The following is a 16980-nucleotide window of genomic DNA, read 5'->3' on the forward strand; positions in this document are numbered from 1 at the left end:
AACTTCGGTGAATATATCAATTTTTATTGATATATTAAACAGGGGTTTGAATTTTCGACTCCATTGATTTACTTGGATCGGTTTCATGGCGACAACCACCGTAATTAAACGACTTTCCTTTCTCGATCGCTTTCTCACGCTCTGGATCTTCTTGGCAATGGCGATCGGGGTGGCATTAGGCTACTTCATTCCCAGCATCGAACAGTTTGTACATCAGTTCCAAGTCGGAACTACAAATATTTCGATCGCGATCGGTTTGATTTTGATGATGTATCCGCCGCTTGCCAAAGTGCGGTACGAAGAGCTAGGCGATGTTTTTCGCAACGGCAAGATCCTCGGATTGTCGCTGTTGCTCAATTGGGTCATTGGTCCGGTTCTGATGTTTGGGCTAGCAATCACATTCCTGAAAAGCTACCCCGAATATATGGTGGGTCTAATCCTAATTGGTTTAGCCCGTTGTATTGCGATGGTTGTGGTGTGGAGCGACCTAGCACGAGGTAATACCGAGTACACGGCTGGACTGGTTGCCTTTAACAGCATCTTTCAGGTGATTTTCTACAGCCCGTTTGCTTGGTTCTTTCTCACGGTGCTGCCGCCGCTATTTGGCTTACAGTCAAGTATCGTCAACATCAGCATTGCTGAGATTGCTCAAAGCGTGTTCATTTATTTAGGCATTCCGTTTCTAGCGGGATACTTCACTCGATTTTTCCTCGTCAGAGCGAAGAGTAGAAGCTGGTATCACGATGAATTTGTCCCAAAGATTAGCCCGATTACGCTGATTGCATTGTTGTTCACGATCGTTGTCATGTTCAGCTTGCAGGGCGAAAAGATTGTGCAAATTCCGCTGGATGTGGTGCGGATTGCGATTCCGCTGATCATCTACTTTGCGGTGATGTTTTTGGTTAGCTTCTACATGGCATGGCGACTGAAGGCAGACTATGCCAAATCTGCTAGCGTTGCCTTCACTGCCGCAGGAAATAACTTTGAATTAGCGATCGCAGTTGCCGTTGCGGTCTTTGGCATTAATTCTGGTGCAGCGTTTGCAGCAGTAGTCGGTCCCTTGGTCGAAGTGCCTGCATTAATTGGTCTTGTTAATTTAGCATTCTGGTTTGAGCGTCGCTACTTTAGAAGCGCTCGATCGAATGGACTGTAATCTTTAGGAGAGTATCAAGGATGAAGCGTGTGATGTTTGTTTGTAAAAAGAACTCTGCTCGTTCTCAGATGGCAGAAGGCTTTGCGAAGCATTTAGGAGCCGGAAAGATTGAGGTGACGAGTTCAGGACTCGAAGCGAGTCAAGTTAGACCGGAGGCGATCGCGACGATGAAAGACGCAGGGGTAGACATCAGCCGCCAAACCTCAAAAGCTCTCAGCGAATTCAGTCCTGAGGATTTTGATGTTGTAATTTCTCTATGTGGCTGTGGAATCAATTTGCCGCCCGAATGGGTGACACGCGAAGTGTTTGAAGACTGGCAGTTAGACGACCCAGCAGAGCAGCCGGAAATCTTTCCCAGAGTGCGAGACGAGGTGAAAGAGCGAGTCACTCGATTGATTGAATCCTTAGAAACTGCGCCTGTGGTGTGAGGCGATCGATGACAGAACATCAAACACAGCCGATCTTAGAGAATCTCTGGTGGGTGATTCCAGGTAAACTTGCCGGAGTCCGAAAACCAGCGCCAGAGGAAATCGCTGAACTCAAAGCGGCAGGAATTCGAGCGATCATTTCTGTGATGGACGATCCCTCAAATCTGGATTTATATCAGCAGGCAAAGATTCATCATCTTTGGTTGCCCATCACAGGCGGAACTGCACCGAGCCGAGACCAAATCGAGCAATTGCGGTACTTTGTCGCTCAACAGAATCGTCTGGGCAAGGCGGTTGCGATTCATTGCACCAGTGGCAGGCGGCGTACCGGAACACTGTTAGCGTCTTACTTGATCAGTGAAGGTTCGTCCTACGAAGATGCAATTCAGACGGTTCTACTGGCGAATCCTGATGTTGACCTGCGAGAAACTCAAACATCGTTCCTCCAAGCGTTGGCAAAAGGTGAAGTGCTATGACTCACCTACTGATTATCGGGGGCAGTGATGCCGGAATTAGTGCCGCATTACGATCCAGGGAGCTAGATACTGCGGTTGAAATTACGATCGTGCTTGCCGACAGCTTTCCCAACTACAGCATCTGTGGGCTGCCCTTTTATCTGAGCGGCGAAGTGTCTGACTGGCACAACTTAGCGCATCGCAAAGCCGAGGACATTGCCCGTCGAGGAATTCGCTTATTGATGAATCATTGGGCAGAAGCGATCGATCCGGCTCGAAAAATCGTGACAGTCAAAACACCAAACGGACAGCACCAAACGATGCCTTACGACAAACTGATCATCGGCACGGGTGGAACGTCTGTGAGTCCATCGATCTCAGGGCTAGATTTACCAGGCGTTTACCCGTTGCGCTGGATGACAGACAGTTTCGCAGTGCAAAAGCATTTGACTGAGCAAGCTCCGCAACACGCTGTCATCGTCTTGTGTCATTGTTCAGGACGACCTACTATTAAACTTCAAAATTTCACCTTGAGCGAGTGTGCTAGGAATGATGTTCACACCCGCTGTCTCATACCCAGTTTGGAGGCACAACATGGCTGAAATCCCGATCGCCTGTAGCTTGAACCGAGATGATCTCAGTAAGCGCCAGAATGAACTCAATACCCTTCGACAATTAGTGCGTGAGATGCGTCAAATGCCAAATGGATTTTCCTTGTGCTTTGATGGCTCAACCGAGAACTTAATGACGATCGCTTGTGTCATTGCACAAGAGCGTTTGTGTTGTCCTTTTCTCCAGTTTCAGTTGATTGCAGAAAAGGGAATGGGTTCACTTTGGCTCGAAGTCACTAGCTCGAATGATTCTGCTCAGTTCTTGCTAATGATGTTTGGGTTTGATGACAAAGCAAGTAGCAGTTCATCCTACATCTCCAATGAATGCTCAACTTGCAGGCTCAATCAGGGATAATTCTGGGAGTAAAGCAAAGGGCGGTACATAGATGATCCAATCCATATTGTTTTTCGTTCTGGCTGGACTCCTTGAAATTGGCGGCGGTTATCTGGTTTGGCTCTCGTTACGAGAAGGAAAGAGCGTTTGGTTCGCTGTAGCTGGATTCATTGTCCTTGGTTTATATGGGGTTATTCCAACACTGCAACCGACTAACTTTGGACGCACTTATGCAGCTTACGGCGGTGTTTTCGTCGTGCTATCTATTCTGTGGGGATGGTTCGTCGATCGGATCAAACCTGATAAGTTTGATATTCTAGGAGGCTGGGTCGTATTACTAGGCGTTTTAATTGTGATGTATGCCCCTAGAAACCGAATGTAACGAGAGCAACTGTCGTGAATCACGCTTTGCAACATTACAATTAATGATGCAAGGCTGGCTATCAAGCTTCCAATAAAAATCTTACAGTTTTTACCCGGTCAGTAACCCTGACGCACAATTAAGGAGTATCGTCGAATTTGGAGCCGTCTACCATGAACATAGTATTAGGTATCGCCTTTGTTGCGGCTGGATTAGCAGCTTTCTGGCAAGCCTACGAAGTGTTGTTCGATCGCGATTATTTATGGTCAGAAGAAGCAGACCGTTTACAAACTCAAGGAGAGCAACCCCGGCGAACCCCTGCTTGGGATCGAGAGCAGAAATATCAGTCGCTCTGGTGGATTACAGGCGGCGCTAGTAGTTTAGTGTTTGGAGTCCTATGCTTCGTGATTTTGCGTTAAGGGCTGTCGCGATCGACTCAATCGACACCTATGAAAAGCGACAGTTTTGAATGCCTGGAATGTCGAAGACAATCTTATCGAACAAAATTGGCAACCCCAAACAGTCAAGATAAGTATCACAAACCTCACACCTCCAAGCAGAGCAAGAGTCTAAAGGTTGCCCATTCACTAAGCAAATTCCAACAGCAACCACCTCAGCACTACACCAAGGGCACAAACCTATAATTGGTTTCGCGTCTTTTGCCGACATACTAAACTCCGACTCAGATTGCTAGAGATGCTTCAAAATGGCATGATGAGGCGGAAAGATCAAGGCTTTAGTTCCGAACGCTTTTTAAGCTAAGGAGATGCAATTCATTCACTTCGACGAGTGATGACTAAGCGCCTCCGATCGATTGACTCACAATACTCGCGGCTTGCTTTGCAGTTGCTTCTTTGCGTTCACTATAGCGATCAGTTAAGTGATCTACCTTGTCACGTAACAATAGCGTGAATTTATAGAGTTCTTCCATCACATCGACAACGCGATCGCGGTAAGCCGAGTCCTTCATCGTGCCATCTTCATTAAATTCCTGATACGCCTTGGCAACTGAAGACTGATTTGGAATCGTGAACATCCGCATCCAGCGACCCAGAACCCGCAGTGTGTTCACCGCATTGAATGACTGCGATCCTCCACAGACCTGCATTACCGCTAGGGTTTTTCCTTGAGTGGGTCGAACTGCCCCAATGCTCAATGGAACCCAATCAATCTGCATCTTGAGTAATCCACTCACATTGCCGTGCATTTCTGGACTCGACCACACCTGCCCTTCTGACCACTGCACCAATTCGCGTAATTCTTGTACTTTTGGATGCGTATCCGGAACGCTGCTAGGGAGCGGTAAATCGCGAGGGTGAAAGAACCTGACTTCTGCGCCCATTTCTTCGATGATTCGTGCCGCTTCTTCTGCCAATAAGCGACTGTACGATCGCTCTCTCAATGAACCATAAAGAAATAGAATTCTGGGCTTATGATCAAAACTCATACGGCTATCCTCTCGAAATCATTTCGCGGCAACTGTTCGACTGCTTTTCGCACCAAACATCGGGGTCTGCTTTACAACAGTCCTCTGTTAAGAATGCCAGCAATGCCTCAGTGCCCTTCCAGTCGATCGCGTAAAACACCTGTCGCTGCACTCGCCAAGAGCAAACTAATCCCGCTCGTTCCATCTGTGCCAAATGCCGAGACATTGTAGAAGGATTCGCGTCTAGCTGTGACGCAATTTCTCCCGCAGGTAGCCCTTTTGGTCCGGTGCGAACGAGGAGACGGTACAACGATAGTCGCGTCTCTTGCGCTAAAGCTGAGAGCGCGTCAATGGCATCTTTCATTTCCATGATTTGACAATAGCACAATTGCAAAAATATGCAAATGTCTCAATTCTGCTTAAGTGAATTGTTTGGGCGATCGCTCATCAAGCTCTCAGATTGTTGCTCTAAAAGCTATAAGCGAATGAATACGCCTTTTCATTTCCCAATTGCGGCTGCGTTGGATGAAGCATTGCCGAGAGTTCCAATTCATCGACAGGTGTTTCTCAAGACAGCCAAGCACGTCACTCGTTCAAATGTATTCTTTGCATCCATCTACAGCTACTTTGAGAATTCCGATCGCGCATTAAGAATATAGGATTGAGTCAGAGAATCGCGTCAATTTATCCGATGTCTAGTCCGCTTCTCGCCACAAAATTCTATGTTCCGCCAACGAGATCGCTTCTTGTGAAGCGTGAGTCTTTGATTGCGCGGTTGAATCAAGGCATCGATCACAGATTAGTTTTAATTTCTGCTCCCGCAGGCTTTGGTAAAACAACCCTACTGAGCGAGTGGCAACAGCAAACAACCCTGCAAGTCAGTTGGTTATCGCTCGATAGAAGTGATAACGACTCCACACGGTTTTGGACTTATGTGATCGCGGCACTACAAAAAGTGTTTCCGAATCTTGGAGCCAGCACGCTTGCACTACTGCATTCGCTTGATAAGCTTTCGTTTGAAGCCTTTCTCATTCCGCTGATTAATGAGATGACCGAGCTAGCGGATGAAGCGATGCTGATTTTGGATGATTATCACGTCATTACTGATCGTTCGATCCATGATGGGCTTGCCTTTCTAATCGATCATCTTCCGCCCCAACTGCATATCGTGATCGCAAGTCGGGTTGATCCGCCGCTGCCACTCCCACGACTGCGGGTACGCAATCGACTGTTTGAACTGCGATCGACAGATTTGAGCTTTACCCAAACTGAAGCCGTTTCATTGCTCACGAACATCACAAAGCTACCCTTATCCGAAGCGCAGGCTGCAACAATTCAGGCACAAACAGAAGGATGGGCTGCGGGATTGCAACTTGCTGCTCTATCACTACGCTACACCGATAATCCAGAAACCTTCGTTGCCTCCTTGAAAGGAACTCAGCGCCACATTTTGGATTATCTTGCTGAGGAAGTGTTAGAACAACAGCCGCCCCATCTACAAACGTTTCTCTTGCGAACTTCTGTGCTAGACCGAGTCTGTGGTTCTCTCGCTGAAGCGGTTGTCGATGAAACCACAATGAATGGAGCAGAAACATTAGAGCAGCTAGAACGGCGAAATTTGTTCATCGTGCCACTCGACCCCGATCGCACCTGGTATCGATATCATCATTTGTTTCAGGAAGTTTTGCGTCACTTTCTTGATCGGGCTGAACCGAATCAAATCACAGAATATCATCGTCGAGCCGCCCGATGGTTTTACCAGAATGAATCGGTGACGGAAGCCCTTCAGCATAGTGTGATGGCTGAAGATTCTGATTGGACAACAGACTTAATTGAGCAAGAGGCGCAACTGCCGAATCCCCGAATTGAACCCCCTGCGGTGTTAGCGGCTCTAGAAGCATTACCGTCTCAAATGGTCTGGTCTCGTCCTTGGTTGCTGCTCGCGAATGCGTGGGCATTATACTCTTCGTCGCAATTTCAAGCCGCAGCATTCGCCGTTCAAACCATTGAACAGTTGCTTCAACAGCAGCATACGTTATTTGTAAACTCAGAAAAGCTGCGAGGACTGGTCACGGCTTTCAAAGGGATGCAGGCTCGACATCAGGGGGCGACTGCTGAAGCAACAACACTCATGGAGCAAGCTTTACAACAACTTCCACAAGACGACTCCTGGCTCAGATCGATGATTTTACTCAATCTTGGGGTGACTTACTTCGTGGCAGACAATTTTATTGCAGCTCAAAGACTGCTGCCTGAAGTCGCGAGAATTGGACAAGCGAGAGGACTGGCAGATCCCGCGATCGCAGGTTTGTATCTACAAGCTCAATTTCTAGCATTACGCGGGCGCATTGATGAAGCGATCGCACTGTGTCAACAAGGCTTGGAACTAGCGAAGAATCGAGGCTGGTTAGCAACTTATGCTGGAGTGCTCGTTCAAGTTGCACTGGCGGATTTGCTGCGAGAACAAAACCAACTAGAAGCCGCCGCACAGCATTTAGTTGAAAGTCTCGATCGTGGCATTCAAAATCGTCAACCGGGCATTATGATGGGCTACATCACGCTAGCACGAGTTCGTCAGGCTCAAGGAGATTCACAGGCAGCACAAGCCGCGATTCGAGCCGCCAAACAGTGTCAAACTTGGCTATGGGCAACGATGCTCTCGGTGTCTGCCTGTCAAGCAAGGTTAGATTTAGCCCAAGGAAATTTGGACGATGCAGTGCGGTGGGCAGAAGCGAGCGGTCTGGATGTAGAGGATGAATTACGCTACAGTTTCACCAATCAGCATCCCTGCGGCTCTGAACTTGATTACTTGACCTTGGCAAGAGTACTCATTGCTTGTGGCAGAAATTCATTGGAGTTGGCGATGCGACTACTCACTCGCCTGTATGACTTTACCAAGGCAGACGGACGCACGGCGCGAATGATGGAAGTGTTGATGCTACAAGCTTTAGTTTGGCAAGCGCGGGGAGATCGCGATCGTGCTTTAGAACCGCTGCAACGATCGCTCGATCTGCCACGAACGGGTGACTATATTCGATTGTTTATAGATGAAGGTAAACCGATGCTGAACTTACTTCGTGCTGCGGCTTCAAAAAACATTCATGCTGCATTTGTGAATCGATTGATCGATGCTTTTGGTCAGCCTGAGAAACAGTTGCTGATTGAGCCACTGAGCGATCGTGAACTTGAAGTTTTGAGTTATCTCGCGCAAGGGTTATCCGATCAAGCGATCGCGGATCGGCTCTACCTCAGTTTAGCGGCGGTGAAATGGCACGATCGTAATCTCTACGGCAAGCTGAATGTGAATAATCGAACTCAAGCGGTCGCGAGAGCCAGAGATCTAGGAATTCTGAAATAGCGAAGTGCAACGAATTAACCAACTTTGGTTGCAATTCCTTTGTACAAGTATGCGGGAACCTTGGGTGAATTTTCTAAGTACGACTCCTCGATCATGACCTGTTCAAACTGGTTTTCGATCAATTGCCGAATGTTGCGATTGAAGTGGCAACCCCCCGCCACTCGTTTTTGAATCGGTGTAAGTCGATTTTGCCAAACCTGAACATTCGGTTCAGGACTTAACCCATGCTCAATGAAAAAGAAACGTCCGTCTGGCTTTAAGACTCTGTGGATTTCTGCCAGCGCTTGTTCCACATCAGGAATACTACAGAGCGTGAAAGTACTCACGACACTATCAAAAGAACAACTTGACATCGGCAGCTTTTCGCCGCTGAGGGTGCAATGGTTCACCGTAATGGGAGAAGCACCGATGCGTTTTTGGGCGATCGCAGAACTTCCAGGATTCGGATCAACGGTTGCAATCTGGTGAATTTGTTCCGGGTAGTACGGCAAATTCAAGCCCGTTCCGAATCCGATTTCTAAAACCTCTCCGGTCACTCCCGCCAGTATTTCTCGACGCAGTTTTGCAATATTGGAATTAGAAAGAGATAAATCAGTCAGGTAGGGCAGAATCTTTCTTTCGTAAAAGTTCATCTGTTCCTCCGGTTGCCGAACAACGCTTGCGTTGCTTGATTAAGTTTAGCGCGATCGCTTTTTTCAATCCAGCGCTGCTCAAAGCGAAAACTATTCTTTCGGATAGTGACTCCTCTCATTAAAAGCGTCAGATTGCAAGTAGAGAACTGGAAACAATTATGGTTTTGAAACTCGTTCGATTTGTTAACCTCATCTGTGCTGCCTTAATCGCTGGGATTGCCTTTTGCCATGCTTTAGAACTTCCCAACAAAATGACCTTACCCGCTGAAACCTGGTTAACGGTGCAGCAAATTTTATACCGAGGATTTGGGGCGAAAGCAGGACCGATTGAAGTGGGGGCTTTGGCTTCATCACTCATGTTACTTTTCTTAGTCCGCAAACGTCGTTCTGCTTTCGTTTGGTCGCTGGTTGCTTCAGTCTGTTTCGTTGCAGGTCTTGTACTTTGGTTTCAAGTGATCAATCCAATGAATCTTTTAATAGATTCTTGGACACTGACAACGCTACCTGCGAATTGGACAGAGGCACGAGATCAATGGGAATATGGTCACGTCGCCCATGCTACTCTCTTTATTCTCGGACTCATTGCTTCAATGATTGCTGTACTAGCTGACACGACGAGCAGCGATCGAAGAGAAAAACTATCAACAAGCGGCATCAGTGAAAGCTAACATTCCTGAGCGGTTTGACATTGAACGATCACGATGCTTCCTACTATCCTTCTGAACAGTGATCAATCGCCAAGATAGCGCGATCGTGAAATGAGTCGCGCATCACAGGTAGGAACGTGAATCAATGGAATGGAACGTCGGATACTGGCAAATTTCAATCCAACGGGTTTATCCAACTTCAGCACAACTCAGCCAAATGTATAATACAGCCGCCCCTGCTTGGAATCGTCTTGTGCATTATTTAGGAATAAATCGTGCTTATGTTGAGTTATTCCGATCGCTTCAGAAAGATCACCTTCTTGACAACGTTAAAGACGATTCAACAGTATGCGATTGTGGAATTGGTACAGCCGCGTTTAGTCTAGCTTTGGTTAAAGCAATCAATCCAAGAATAAACATTGTTGGTGCAGACATTTCTCAAGAGATGCTAAATCAAGCACAACAATCTCTGAATCAAGCGAATATATCACAGCAACTTTATCAAGCGGATGTCAACGATTTACCATTCGACGACAACACGTTTGATTTGAGCATCAGTGCCCATATGCTAGAGCATCTACCACACCCAATTCAAGGGCTGCAAGAGATGATGAGGGTACTACGACCAGGCGCACCCCTGATCTTGGCTGTTACCCGTCCAGGCTTGCTCGGTTGGTGGATTCAGTGGCACTGGGGAAACGATTGCTTGAGTGAGGCTGAGGTGACAGCGATGATGACCAAAATAGAGTTACGTCAGATTCGGAGCTACCCACTGACAACTGGACTCTCTCGCTGGGCAAGTACAGCCTATGTCGGATTCAAACCGTGATTTCCGCTCAAAACTTCTCTCGACCTAAGCGCTTCAAATCAAAGCCTTACCATCTTTTTCCAAACATCTTAACCTTTCAACTCAACCAGTGAATTTCAAACTACTGCCCCAACCTGAAGTTCGGTTGGCATGACAACGAACTCAAGCACGTCGCATTTGTAGCTTTAGCATCGTGATGCAGACAATCAACCAGAGTAGCCCCACTGCATAGCCCGCAGCAATATCGGTAAACCAGTGAACACCCAAGTACAAGCGACTGATACCGATCGCGCTTACTAAAGCAAACGTGAGACTATAGATCCAGCGAGAGCGCTTTGGATATTGAATCGCTAAGAGATAAGCAAGAAATCCATATAGTACGAGTGCCCCCAACGCATGACCACTTGGAAAGCTAAACGATTTCTCAACAATTAATGGTGTCCAAAGTGCTGGGCGAGGCTTGGCAAAAAAGAGCTTTAAGCCCTGATTGAGAATCAGTGCCCCTAAACAAGCGATCGCAAAGATTCTCGCTTCTGTTCGTTGCCGTCGCCATAATAGCAGCCCTAAAGTTACAACAACGATAACAACGACAAATTCGGGATCACCAAGACGGGTCAAGCTCAACATGATTTGATCTAGTACTGGATTCGCCCATTGATGAATGCTCAGTAAAACAGTTGTGTCAAATCCGAATGCTTCTTTCTCTAAAACCTCCTGAAAGAGCCAACTCAAACCTAGTAAAATCACTAAGCAAATGAATAACCCGATCGTGCCAACAGCAGCAATCAGTGTTGCAAGGTGCGGACTAATTCGGTGAACCCAAAAGCGAATCAAACTCTGCATCTTTTGAAAGAAAAACTGAAGAATGCCCGTAATTTACCGAACAAACGTCAAGAAGTTGAAAAGAAACTGGAAGTTCAAATCATCTTTCCTACTTCTTGACTTTTTCGCTGTACATTGCATGTAAGAGACAGTTTTTCACACCTTGAATTTGAGTGCTAATCATTCATTGCACTCAAATTACAGCATCTCAAGGTGCGATCGCTCCTCTCACCTGAACGATTCCTAGCTAAGGCTAGAAATTTTTTGTATCCAAGGTCTATTCACGCCCTACTTCTCAGCTTTTTTCTAATCTTTTCAAGTTCTTGACTTTCAGTTCCTACAGTGAAATGACAAACCAACATTAGGTGGATTTGATTCAATGAAAACTTCAACGAAACTCTTGCTGACGGCTGCCGCGATCGGAACATTAGGGCTGGGAGGTCTCGCTAAGCTGGTGAATGCTGCTCAGACTCAATCGCCAGTTGCAGTCTTACCTGCTGCTCAAATCACTGAAAAGAGTGATGGAGATGGTGAAGCGAACCCTGCGACCGAAGCACCAGAAAACACTTCCAATGCTCAACTTCAAGCTAATAACCAGAAGGGTGAAGCCAATGATGGCGAAACCAATGACGGCGCGAGTGAGCAGCAAGAGTCTCAGAAACTGCAATCGCTAGCTAAAATTACCCCTCAGCAGGCACAGCAAGCCGCTGAAGCTTCTGTAAAAGGTACGGCGAGCCGCGTGACGCTAGAGAATGAGAACGGCAACTTGGTTTATGCGGTTGCGATCGCTCAGAACGAAGTGATCGTGGATGCAGGCAATGGGAAGATTCTCGGTACGAATACGCCAAACAACGAGAGCAGCGAGAAGACTCAAGTTCGCAGCAGCATTCAGGTCGCTCAACCCGGTGGTGATGGCGATGGTGAAACCAATGATGATGGTTGATTAACTTAAACTCACAGTGTCTCTACTACGTTCTGACTTGGAGAGACTGTGTAGCGAGTCGTCCCCTCAATTTCCTGATCAAAGATTGAGGGGACTTTTTACAGCTACGACTGTAATTCGTCCGTCTTTCCGAGTTCTTGACTTTTTCTTTCTAGGATAAAGCCGTAAGTTCAGTCAGTACGCGATCGCAATTAGAAGCAAATCTGCTGTTGCACAGACGATCAAAATTTTCCAACATTAAGCTAGGGAGATCACGATGACAGCATTTAGACCAGCAAGCGAGGATCGCCGAGCTAACTTGATCAGCAAGGTTCCTCAAGTCACGCTTGCGTTTTGGGTCATTAAGATTTTTGCAACGACATTAGGTGAAACGGGCGGCGATGCAGTAACGATGACGTTGCAACTTGGCTATGCTGTGGGCAGCCTAATTTTTCTTGCATTCTTTGCCGTTACACTGGCGGCTCAAGTTGCATCCAAGCGCTATCATCCGTTTACTTATTGGGCAGTCGTTGTCGCGACTACAACGGTTGGCACAACGATGTCTGATTATTTCGATCGTACCCTTGGATTGGGGTATGTGAAGTCCTCGATCGTTCTATTTTGCGGCGTTCTCGCGATTCTTGTGATGTGGTATCGCACTGCGGGACGAATTGAATTCGAGCATATTTCTAGCCGGAGAGACGAAGTTTTTTACTGGATGACAATTTTGGTATCAAACACGCTGGGTACAGCGTTGGGAGATTTCGTTGCGACCGATGCAGGTCTCGGATTTGAAGGCGGTGCGCTTGTATTTAGTGGACTAATTGCGCTGGTAGCAGTGGCACACTTTTACACGAACATTTCGTCTAGCCTTCTGTTTTGGGCGGCGTACATTCTGACACGACCTCTCGGAGCAACACTCGGCGACACGCTTACGAAATCGCAAGCTGAGGGTGGCTTTAATTTAAGCCGGATCACTGCTTCGCTTGTTATTGCAGTACTAATGGTTGTTGGAATTACCCTGACCTCTAGAAGGGCGAAGCAAATTTCTTCGTCCTCAAACGAATCTAGACATCGTTAGAACTGACAGGATTGACAGATGCCATACTGCTCAATGTCGTGTTTGTAGGGACTGTCATGTTTAGCTGTTGTTGATCGAAGCTTTCCCTCTTTGTGGTGTAGAATTAAGCGATTCTTCAAAAACAAGCTCGTCCAATGCTTCAACAGCAGTTTCAATGTCAAGCATCAATTAAACAGTGCTTGCTGAAAATCAAGCGATTTCACGATGCGGATGAGGTGTAGATCACTAAGCGATTCCCCAGCAGTCTAAGTGAAGCTTTTGGGTTCTCGTCCGACCTCTAGAATGTTCTCAAAGAATTGATCTAGGTCTGTTGGAGCAATTTCAGGGTTTGCCAGAATCAGCCGGAGCGCAATTTTGCCATTGATCAAGGCATAGTTCACCAGGCTTTTGCCGCTCTTAACTAATCGATCGCGCAACTCAAGATTGAATTGGTCGAGATCTGGCGCATCGGTTGAAACATATCGAAAACAAACGTTCAGAAACTGAACTGGAGCAACTAACTCTAGTTCTAAGCATTCATCGACTTTCTTAGTTGCATATCGCGTCATCTCCAACAGATGATTGATTCTCTGTTCATAGCCGCGCTTCCCGTAGTATTGCCAAGCTAACCAAAGCTTCAGCGCATCGGCTTTTCTGCCGCACTGCAAAGACATAATGCCTAGATCATACGCAGCATCCGCGTGGTCGTGAAATAGGTAGTCTGTATCTGCATTCGAGACGGTTTGAGTCAGCATTCCAGGCTGTCTCAGCAGAAGTGCAGAACAGACGAAAGGGACTCCCATCAGTTTGTGAGCATCCCAAGTAAAAGAGTCGGCGAGTTCGCTTCCGGATAACAGATGCCGAACACGATCGCTTAAAATCGCGGCTCCACCCCAAGCTCCATCGATATGAAACCAAAGATTGTATTTTTGGGCGATTTGAGCCATTTCGATCAAGGGATCAAAAGCGCCTAGCACTGTGGTTCCAGCCGTCGCAGCGACAAAGAAGGGAATTTCGCCCGATGCGTAGCTTTTCGCGATCGCATTCTCAAGCGCCTGCGGAATAATTCTGCCTTGATCATCCGTTTCGACTTTGATGACGCGGTTCAACCCAATCCCCAAAACATTTGCGGCTTTGAGAAATGAGTAATGGGCTTGATCCGAAACGAATACGGTGAGTGGATTGGACTGAATGCCCTGGTGTTTTGCTTCGGGAAGCATCTTGTTTCTGGCACACATCATCGCGACGAGATTCGCATTGCTTCCTCCGGTGACAAAGGTGCCTTCGCCTTGAGTAAAACCGATAAGCGAATTGAGTGTGTGAATCAGTTCTTGCTCGATCAGCGTTGCGATCGGAGCAATTTCATACGTTGCTATTGATGTATTTGTTAAGCTGATCAACAGTTCGCCGATCAGTCCGGGTAGATTGAAGCCAGCAAATAGCTGATTGAAGAATTGTTTGTGTCCAGTTCTAACGCTATAGGTTAAGTAGGTTTCAATCAGCGCGAGAAAGCGATCGACTGTCACTCCCTGTTCAGGAATCGATAAATCAATCTTTGCTTTCAACGCTTCGGGCGGGTGACACTGAACGACTCGTGTGTTTGAATCAGAATTTTCTACGAGATACCGATTCACCCTCTCTAGCACTTTGGATAACAGTTCATGCGGTTCTGACATTTTGCTTCTCGATTAAGTCGTTTCCTCAAGCTGAATTTTTTGCAGTATCGTTAAACCTGCCAAGAAGTTTCTATCTTCGCTTAAATGCGGGAACTTGAGTTGAGAATCGGGAATGCCTTTTTGGAGTTGACGCTGGCGCAGAATGGCAAAGCTGCCGGGTGCGAGAATTTGCAGTCTTGGGGGTGGAATTTGATTGTGACGATTCACCGCATAGGCGTTATTCGACTTCCGAAGCCGTCGTTCAAAGCTCGACAACAAGGCTTGAGGATTGTCGATCGTACTTCCTGGAGCCAGTTCAATGTTTACGAGGTAATGGGCTGGAAACTCATGTTCAGATAAGGTAATACAGAAATCTTCTAAAGCAATGTCAAACTCTTGCTGTAATCCCTGCATCACTTGCGTTGCATGAAATTCTGTCGTTTTCTCGAACGTTGAGGACAGCAATCCACCTGCGCGATAGCGAAAGACAATCAGCGGGGCTTGCTCATAAAAGCCCACCACTTCCACAACATCGCCAATGTCATAGCGGTAGAATCCGCTGTAGTTGGTCATGAGAATTCGGTAGTATTCTCCAGCTTTTACTTCAGTTGCTAGCAATGGTTTTGGATGCTCAGTTTCCCATTGATCTTGCGGTACAAACTCAAAGAAGCCGCTCTCGATCGCTAAAACACTGCCATCCATGTCTACATCTGGATAAACCCCAATATTGCCTTCTGCTGAAGCGTAAGCGGCTCCGAATCCTGGAATCGTTCCAAAATAATCCGAAAATCGTTCAAAGTAGAAATCCGAAGTGCCACCACGGGCTGTGACGATCGCAGATAAATTTCGCCAAGCGTGTTGAGGGGTGAGGCGATTGTGCGATCGCAGGACTGCATTTAGTTCATTCGCTCGATTTGAATTCGCAGACCATTGTTTTTCTAAGCTGGCTCGGATCTCTGGTTCTAGGTCTAACCAGGGCGCGATCGTCCCTGTCTTAATGTCATGAATAAAATTCTCAGCATACTGCTCAAGATACATACAAATCCGTAGAATCAGCATCGGATAGTTTGCAGCAATCGATCGAGTCGCTGGATCATTCAGTGCAAATAGCAAACAGATATAATGCCGAGCTAAACTATCTGCGATCAGCGGAGTTTGAGACGGATGAGCAAAAATCTGACTGTATAGCAATCGACTCATGCGAAAGACACCCGCTGCCGCCGGACCGTAATCAATTCCGCCAGTCGTCTGACCGAGCAGTAGAGCCGTATTCGTAATTAATGTTTTACCAAATTGGCGCTTTCTCGATTGCAACGCATCGTTCAAAAAGCCAATGCTGGCTAAGTTTGATCGACGCAGTGAGTTTTGAAATCGATACGTCACCGGAATCATTTTCTTAGTTCCCGTTGAACCACTGGTTAAGCTGAAATACACGACTGGATCAGCAGTGAGAACATTCTTTTCACCGTTTGCAATACGATCAATATAAGGTTCATAGCTACTGTAAGGAAGCACTGGAATCTGTGCTTGAAATCGCTCGATCGTTCTAATCTCGCTTAAGCCATAGTTTCGACCGTATTCGGTGTGTTGATGCGTTGTGAGCAGCGATCGTAAGAATCGCTCTTGTGTCGCTAAAGTGTGACGAGTTTTACGCACAAAATTAACTTTCGTCGCTCTTGCAATCGTGACCAGCAGGGGCAATAAGTTTGCCATAAATCAATCTAACCTCTACGCTTCACAAACCAAACGATCGCGAACCCAATCAGCACCAACACCCCGACCCGAATAGAATTCGCATACTGATTGACTTGTCCATATTGACCACCGAGCAGATACCCCGCATACGCTAACAATCCTTGCCATATGATCGCGCTCACAATCAAACACAGCAAGAACAATCCCAAATTCATGCGGCTGATTCCCGCAGGAACCGCGATCAAGGTTCGCACGATCGGAATAAATTGACTCAACAAGATGGCTCTGCTGCCAGACGCATCAAACCATTTCTGCGCTTTCCGGACATCGCGAATCGATAGCTTGATCCAACGGCGATCGCGCTCTGCCCATCGCAGCAGTCGCGCTTCTCCAAAATAGCGTCCTGCCCAGTACCAAGGCAGCGCCCCAACCGTACTGCCGACGACTCCAGCAGCGACTGCACCGATAAAATTGAGTTTACCTTGGGCGGCTAGAAATCCAGCTAATGGTAAAACAATCTCTTGCGGGGCTGGAAGTAAAAAGATCAGCAAAAAGATTCCCAAATAGCTCAAAGAGCTTACAATATCCGTCGGATGTGCCAGCATTCTGTTCT

Annotated in this window: 20 protein-coding genes; 13 read left to right on the plus strand and 7 right to left on the minus strand. The window is 47.0% G+C overall.

Features of this window, described 5'->3' with window-relative positions; genetic code table 11:
* Window positions 1-85 precede the first annotated feature (85 nt).
* The 7 genes from arsB (at window position 86) to NIES2104_RS27585 (ending at window position 3761) form a co-directional block, all read left to right on the plus strand.
* A complete protein-coding gene (gene arsB / locus NIES2104_RS27555; RefSeq protein ID WP_059002136.1) occupies window positions 86-1153 on the plus strand; it encodes an ACR3 family arsenite efflux transporter in 1068 nt (355 codons plus the stop codon).
* A gap of 20 nt (window positions 1154-1173) precedes the next feature.
* Window positions 1174-1581, plus strand: coding sequence for an arsenate reductase, glutathione/glutaredoxin type (gene arsC, locus NIES2104_RS27560; protein WP_059002137.1), 408 nt, complete (start codon window positions 1174-1176; stop codon window positions 1579-1581).
* Window positions 1582-1589: 8 nt separating this feature from the next.
* The gene (locus NIES2104_RS27565) at window positions 1590-2057 is read left to right on the plus strand and encodes a dual specificity protein phosphatase family protein (RefSeq protein ID WP_059002138.1); all 468 of its coding nucleotides are present in this window, start codon (window positions 1590-1592) and stop codon (window positions 2055-2057) included.
* Complete coding sequence (locus NIES2104_RS27570) at window positions 2054-2638, plus strand: FAD/NAD(P)-binding oxidoreductase (RefSeq protein ID WP_059002139.1); 585 nt, start codon at window positions 2054-2056, stop codon at window positions 2636-2638. Before NIES2104_RS27565 ends, NIES2104_RS27570 begins: the two co-directional genes overlap by 4 nt.
* Entirely contained in the window at window positions 2631-3002 is a 372-nt protein-coding gene (locus NIES2104_RS27575) for a hypothetical protein (RefSeq protein ID WP_059002140.1), read from the plus strand. Before NIES2104_RS27570 ends, NIES2104_RS27575 begins: the two co-directional genes overlap by 8 nt.
* A 31-nt stretch (window positions 3003-3033) precedes the next feature.
* Window positions 3034-3363, plus strand: coding sequence for a YnfA family protein (locus NIES2104_RS27580; protein WP_059002141.1), 330 nt, complete (start codon window positions 3034-3036; stop codon window positions 3361-3363).
* A 152-nt stretch (window positions 3364-3515) separates the two neighbouring features.
* Window positions 3516-3761, plus strand: coding sequence for a hypothetical protein (locus NIES2104_RS27585; RefSeq protein WP_059002142.1), 246 nt, complete (start codon window positions 3516-3518; stop codon window positions 3759-3761).
* A 377-nt stretch (window positions 3762-4138) separates the two neighbouring features.
* On the opposite strand, the gene arsH is transcribed toward NIES2104_RS27585, so the two are convergent.
* Window positions 4139-4789, minus strand: a complete 651-nt coding sequence (gene arsH, locus NIES2104_RS27590; RefSeq protein ID WP_059002143.1) for an arsenical resistance protein ArsH — start codon at window positions 4787-4789, stop codon at window positions 4139-4141.
* 4 nt (window positions 4790-4793) lie between these two features.
* Window positions 4794-5132, minus strand: coding sequence for a helix-turn-helix transcriptional regulator (locus NIES2104_RS27595; RefSeq protein ID WP_263971065.1), 339 nt, complete (start codon window positions 5130-5132; stop codon window positions 4794-4796).
* Between the two features lie 40 nt (window positions 5133-5172).
* Between NIES2104_RS27595 and NIES2104_RS32030 the strand changes: the two genes are divergently transcribed.
* Window positions 5173-5427 carry a hypothetical protein gene (locus NIES2104_RS32030; protein ID WP_156427118.1) on the plus strand — a complete coding sequence of 85 codons (255 nt, stop codon included), beginning with the start codon at window positions 5173-5175 and terminating at the stop codon, window positions 5425-5427.
* Between the two features lie 32 nt (window positions 5428-5459).
* A complete protein-coding gene (locus NIES2104_RS32520) occupies window positions 5460-8126 on the plus strand; it encodes a LuxR C-terminal-related transcriptional regulator (RefSeq protein WP_192843669.1) in 2667 nt (888 codons plus the stop codon).
* A gap of 14 nt (window positions 8127-8140) precedes the next feature.
* On the opposite strand, the gene NIES2104_RS27605 is transcribed toward NIES2104_RS32520, so the two are convergent.
* Window positions 8141-8758, minus strand: a complete 618-nt coding sequence (locus NIES2104_RS27605) for a class I SAM-dependent methyltransferase (RefSeq protein WP_059002145.1) — start codon at window positions 8756-8758, stop codon at window positions 8141-8143.
* 158 nt (window positions 8759-8916) lie between these two features.
* On the opposite strand from NIES2104_RS27605, the gene NIES2104_RS27610 reads away from it, so the two are divergent.
* Both NIES2104_RS27610 and NIES2104_RS27615 read left to right on the plus strand, forming a co-directional pair.
* Window positions 8917-9426 carry a DUF1772 domain-containing protein gene (locus NIES2104_RS27610; RefSeq protein ID WP_059002146.1) on the plus strand — a complete coding sequence of 170 codons (510 nt, stop codon included), beginning with the start codon at window positions 8917-8919 and terminating at the stop codon, window positions 9424-9426.
* A 124-nt stretch (window positions 9427-9550) separates the two neighbouring features.
* Entirely contained in the window at window positions 9551-10234 is a 684-nt protein-coding gene (locus NIES2104_RS27615; RefSeq protein WP_059002147.1) for a class I SAM-dependent methyltransferase, read from the plus strand.
* Between the two features lie 141 nt (window positions 10235-10375).
* On the opposite strand, the gene NIES2104_RS27620 is transcribed toward NIES2104_RS27615, so the two are convergent.
* Entirely contained in the window at window positions 10376-11056 is a 681-nt protein-coding gene (locus NIES2104_RS27620; protein ID WP_059002148.1) for a phosphatase PAP2 family protein, read from the minus strand.
* A 358-nt stretch (window positions 11057-11414) separates the two neighbouring features.
* Between NIES2104_RS27620 and NIES2104_RS27625 the strand changes: the two genes are divergently transcribed.
* Window positions 11415-11978: a PepSY domain-containing protein gene (locus tag NIES2104_RS27625; RefSeq protein ID WP_059002149.1), complete on the plus strand. Its 564-nt coding sequence runs from the start codon at window positions 11415-11417 to the stop codon at window positions 11976-11978.
* Window positions 11979-12234: 256 nt separating this feature from the next.
* Window positions 12235-13038, plus strand: a complete 804-nt coding sequence (locus NIES2104_RS27630) for a hypothetical protein (protein ID WP_059002150.1) — start codon at window positions 12235-12237, stop codon at window positions 13036-13038.
* A gap of 245 nt (window positions 13039-13283) precedes the next feature.
* Here the strand turns inward: NIES2104_RS27630 and NIES2104_RS27635 are convergent, their stop codons facing one another.
* Genes NIES2104_RS27635 through NIES2104_RS27645 form a run of 3 tightly spaced genes read right to left on the minus strand, consistent with a single transcriptional unit; the run spans window position 13284 to window position 16972 of the window.
* Window positions 13284-14693, minus strand: a complete 1410-nt coding sequence (locus NIES2104_RS27635; protein WP_059002151.1) for an aspartate aminotransferase family protein — start codon at window positions 14691-14693, stop codon at window positions 13284-13286.
* Window positions 14694-14705: 12 nt separating this feature from the next.
* Window positions 14706-16385 (minus strand): GH3 auxin-responsive promoter family protein, encoded by a 1680-nt coding sequence (locus NIES2104_RS27640; RefSeq protein ID WP_059002152.1) that lies wholly within the window; start codon window positions 16383-16385, stop codon window positions 14706-14708.
* A gap of 8 nt (window positions 16386-16393) precedes the next feature.
* The gene (locus NIES2104_RS27645; RefSeq protein WP_059002153.1) at window positions 16394-16972 is read right to left on the minus strand and encodes a DedA family protein; all 579 of its coding nucleotides are present in this window, start codon (window positions 16970-16972) and stop codon (window positions 16394-16396) included.
* Between the last annotated feature and the right edge of the window lie 8 nt (window positions 16973-16980).

Source organism: Leptolyngbya sp. NIES-2104 (assembly GCF_001485215.1).
In the GTDB taxonomy this organism is placed as follows: Bacteria; Cyanobacteriota; Cyanobacteriia; order Leptolyngbyales; family Leptolyngbyaceae; genus Leptolyngbya.

Excerpts from the sequence above, each read along its gene's own strand:
- arsB (WP_059002136.1), top strand. The coding sequence starts at position 86 with ATGGCGACAACCACCGTAATTAAACGACTTTCCTTTCTCGATCGCTTT.
- arsC (WP_059002137.1), top strand. The coding sequence starts at position 1,174 with ATGAAGCGTGTGATGTTTGTTTGTAAAAAGAACTCTGCTCGTTCTCAG.
- NIES2104_RS27565 (WP_059002138.1), top strand. The coding sequence starts at position 1,590 with ATGACAGAACATCAAACACAGCCGATCTTAGAGAATCTCTGGTGGGTG.
- NIES2104_RS27570 (WP_059002139.1), top strand. The coding sequence starts at position 2,054 with ATGACTCACCTACTGATTATCGGGGGCAGTGATGCCGGAATTAGTGCC.
- NIES2104_RS27575 (WP_059002140.1), top strand. The coding sequence starts at position 2,631 with ATGGCTGAAATCCCGATCGCCTGTAGCTTGAACCGAGATGATCTCAGT.
- NIES2104_RS27580 (WP_059002141.1), top strand. The coding sequence starts at position 3,034 with ATGATCCAATCCATATTGTTTTTCGTTCTGGCTGGACTCCTTGAAATT.
- NIES2104_RS27585 (WP_059002142.1), top strand. The coding sequence starts at position 3,516 with ATGAACATAGTATTAGGTATCGCCTTTGTTGCGGCTGGATTAGCAGCT.
- arsH (WP_059002143.1), bottom strand. The coding sequence starts at position 4,789 with ATGAGTTTTGATCATAAGCCCAGAATTCTATTTCTTTATGGTTCATTG.
- NIES2104_RS27595 (WP_263971065.1), bottom strand. The coding sequence starts at position 5,132 with ATGAAAGATGCCATTGACGCGCTCTCAGCTTTAGCGCAAGAGACGCGA.
- NIES2104_RS32030 (WP_156427118.1), top strand. The coding sequence starts at position 5,173 with ATGTCTCAATTCTGCTTAAGTGAATTGTTTGGGCGATCGCTCATCAAG.
- NIES2104_RS32520 (WP_192843669.1), top strand. The coding sequence starts at position 5,460 with ATGTCTAGTCCGCTTCTCGCCACAAAATTCTATGTTCCGCCAACGAGA.
- NIES2104_RS27605 (WP_059002145.1), bottom strand. The coding sequence starts at position 8,758 with ATGAACTTTTACGAAAGAAAGATTCTGCCCTACCTGACTGATTTATCT.
- NIES2104_RS27610 (WP_059002146.1), top strand. The coding sequence starts at position 8,917 with ATGGTTTTGAAACTCGTTCGATTTGTTAACCTCATCTGTGCTGCCTTA.
- NIES2104_RS27615 (WP_059002147.1), top strand. The coding sequence starts at position 9,551 with ATGGAATGGAACGTCGGATACTGGCAAATTTCAATCCAACGGGTTTAT.
- NIES2104_RS27620 (WP_059002148.1), bottom strand. The coding sequence starts at position 11,056 with ATGCAGAGTTTGATTCGCTTTTGGGTTCACCGAATTAGTCCGCACCTT.
- NIES2104_RS27625 (WP_059002149.1), top strand. The coding sequence starts at position 11,415 with ATGAAAACTTCAACGAAACTCTTGCTGACGGCTGCCGCGATCGGAACA.
- NIES2104_RS27630 (WP_059002150.1), top strand. The coding sequence starts at position 12,235 with ATGACAGCATTTAGACCAGCAAGCGAGGATCGCCGAGCTAACTTGATC.
- NIES2104_RS27635 (WP_059002151.1), bottom strand. The coding sequence starts at position 14,693 with ATGTCAGAACCGCATGAACTGTTATCCAAAGTGCTAGAGAGGGTGAAT.
- NIES2104_RS27640 (WP_059002152.1), bottom strand. The coding sequence starts at position 16,385 with ATGGCAAACTTATTGCCCCTGCTGGTCACGATTGCAAGAGCGACGAAA.
- NIES2104_RS27645 (WP_059002153.1), bottom strand. The coding sequence starts at position 16,972 with ATGCTGGCACATCCGACGGATATTGTAAGCTCTTTGAGCTATTTGGGA.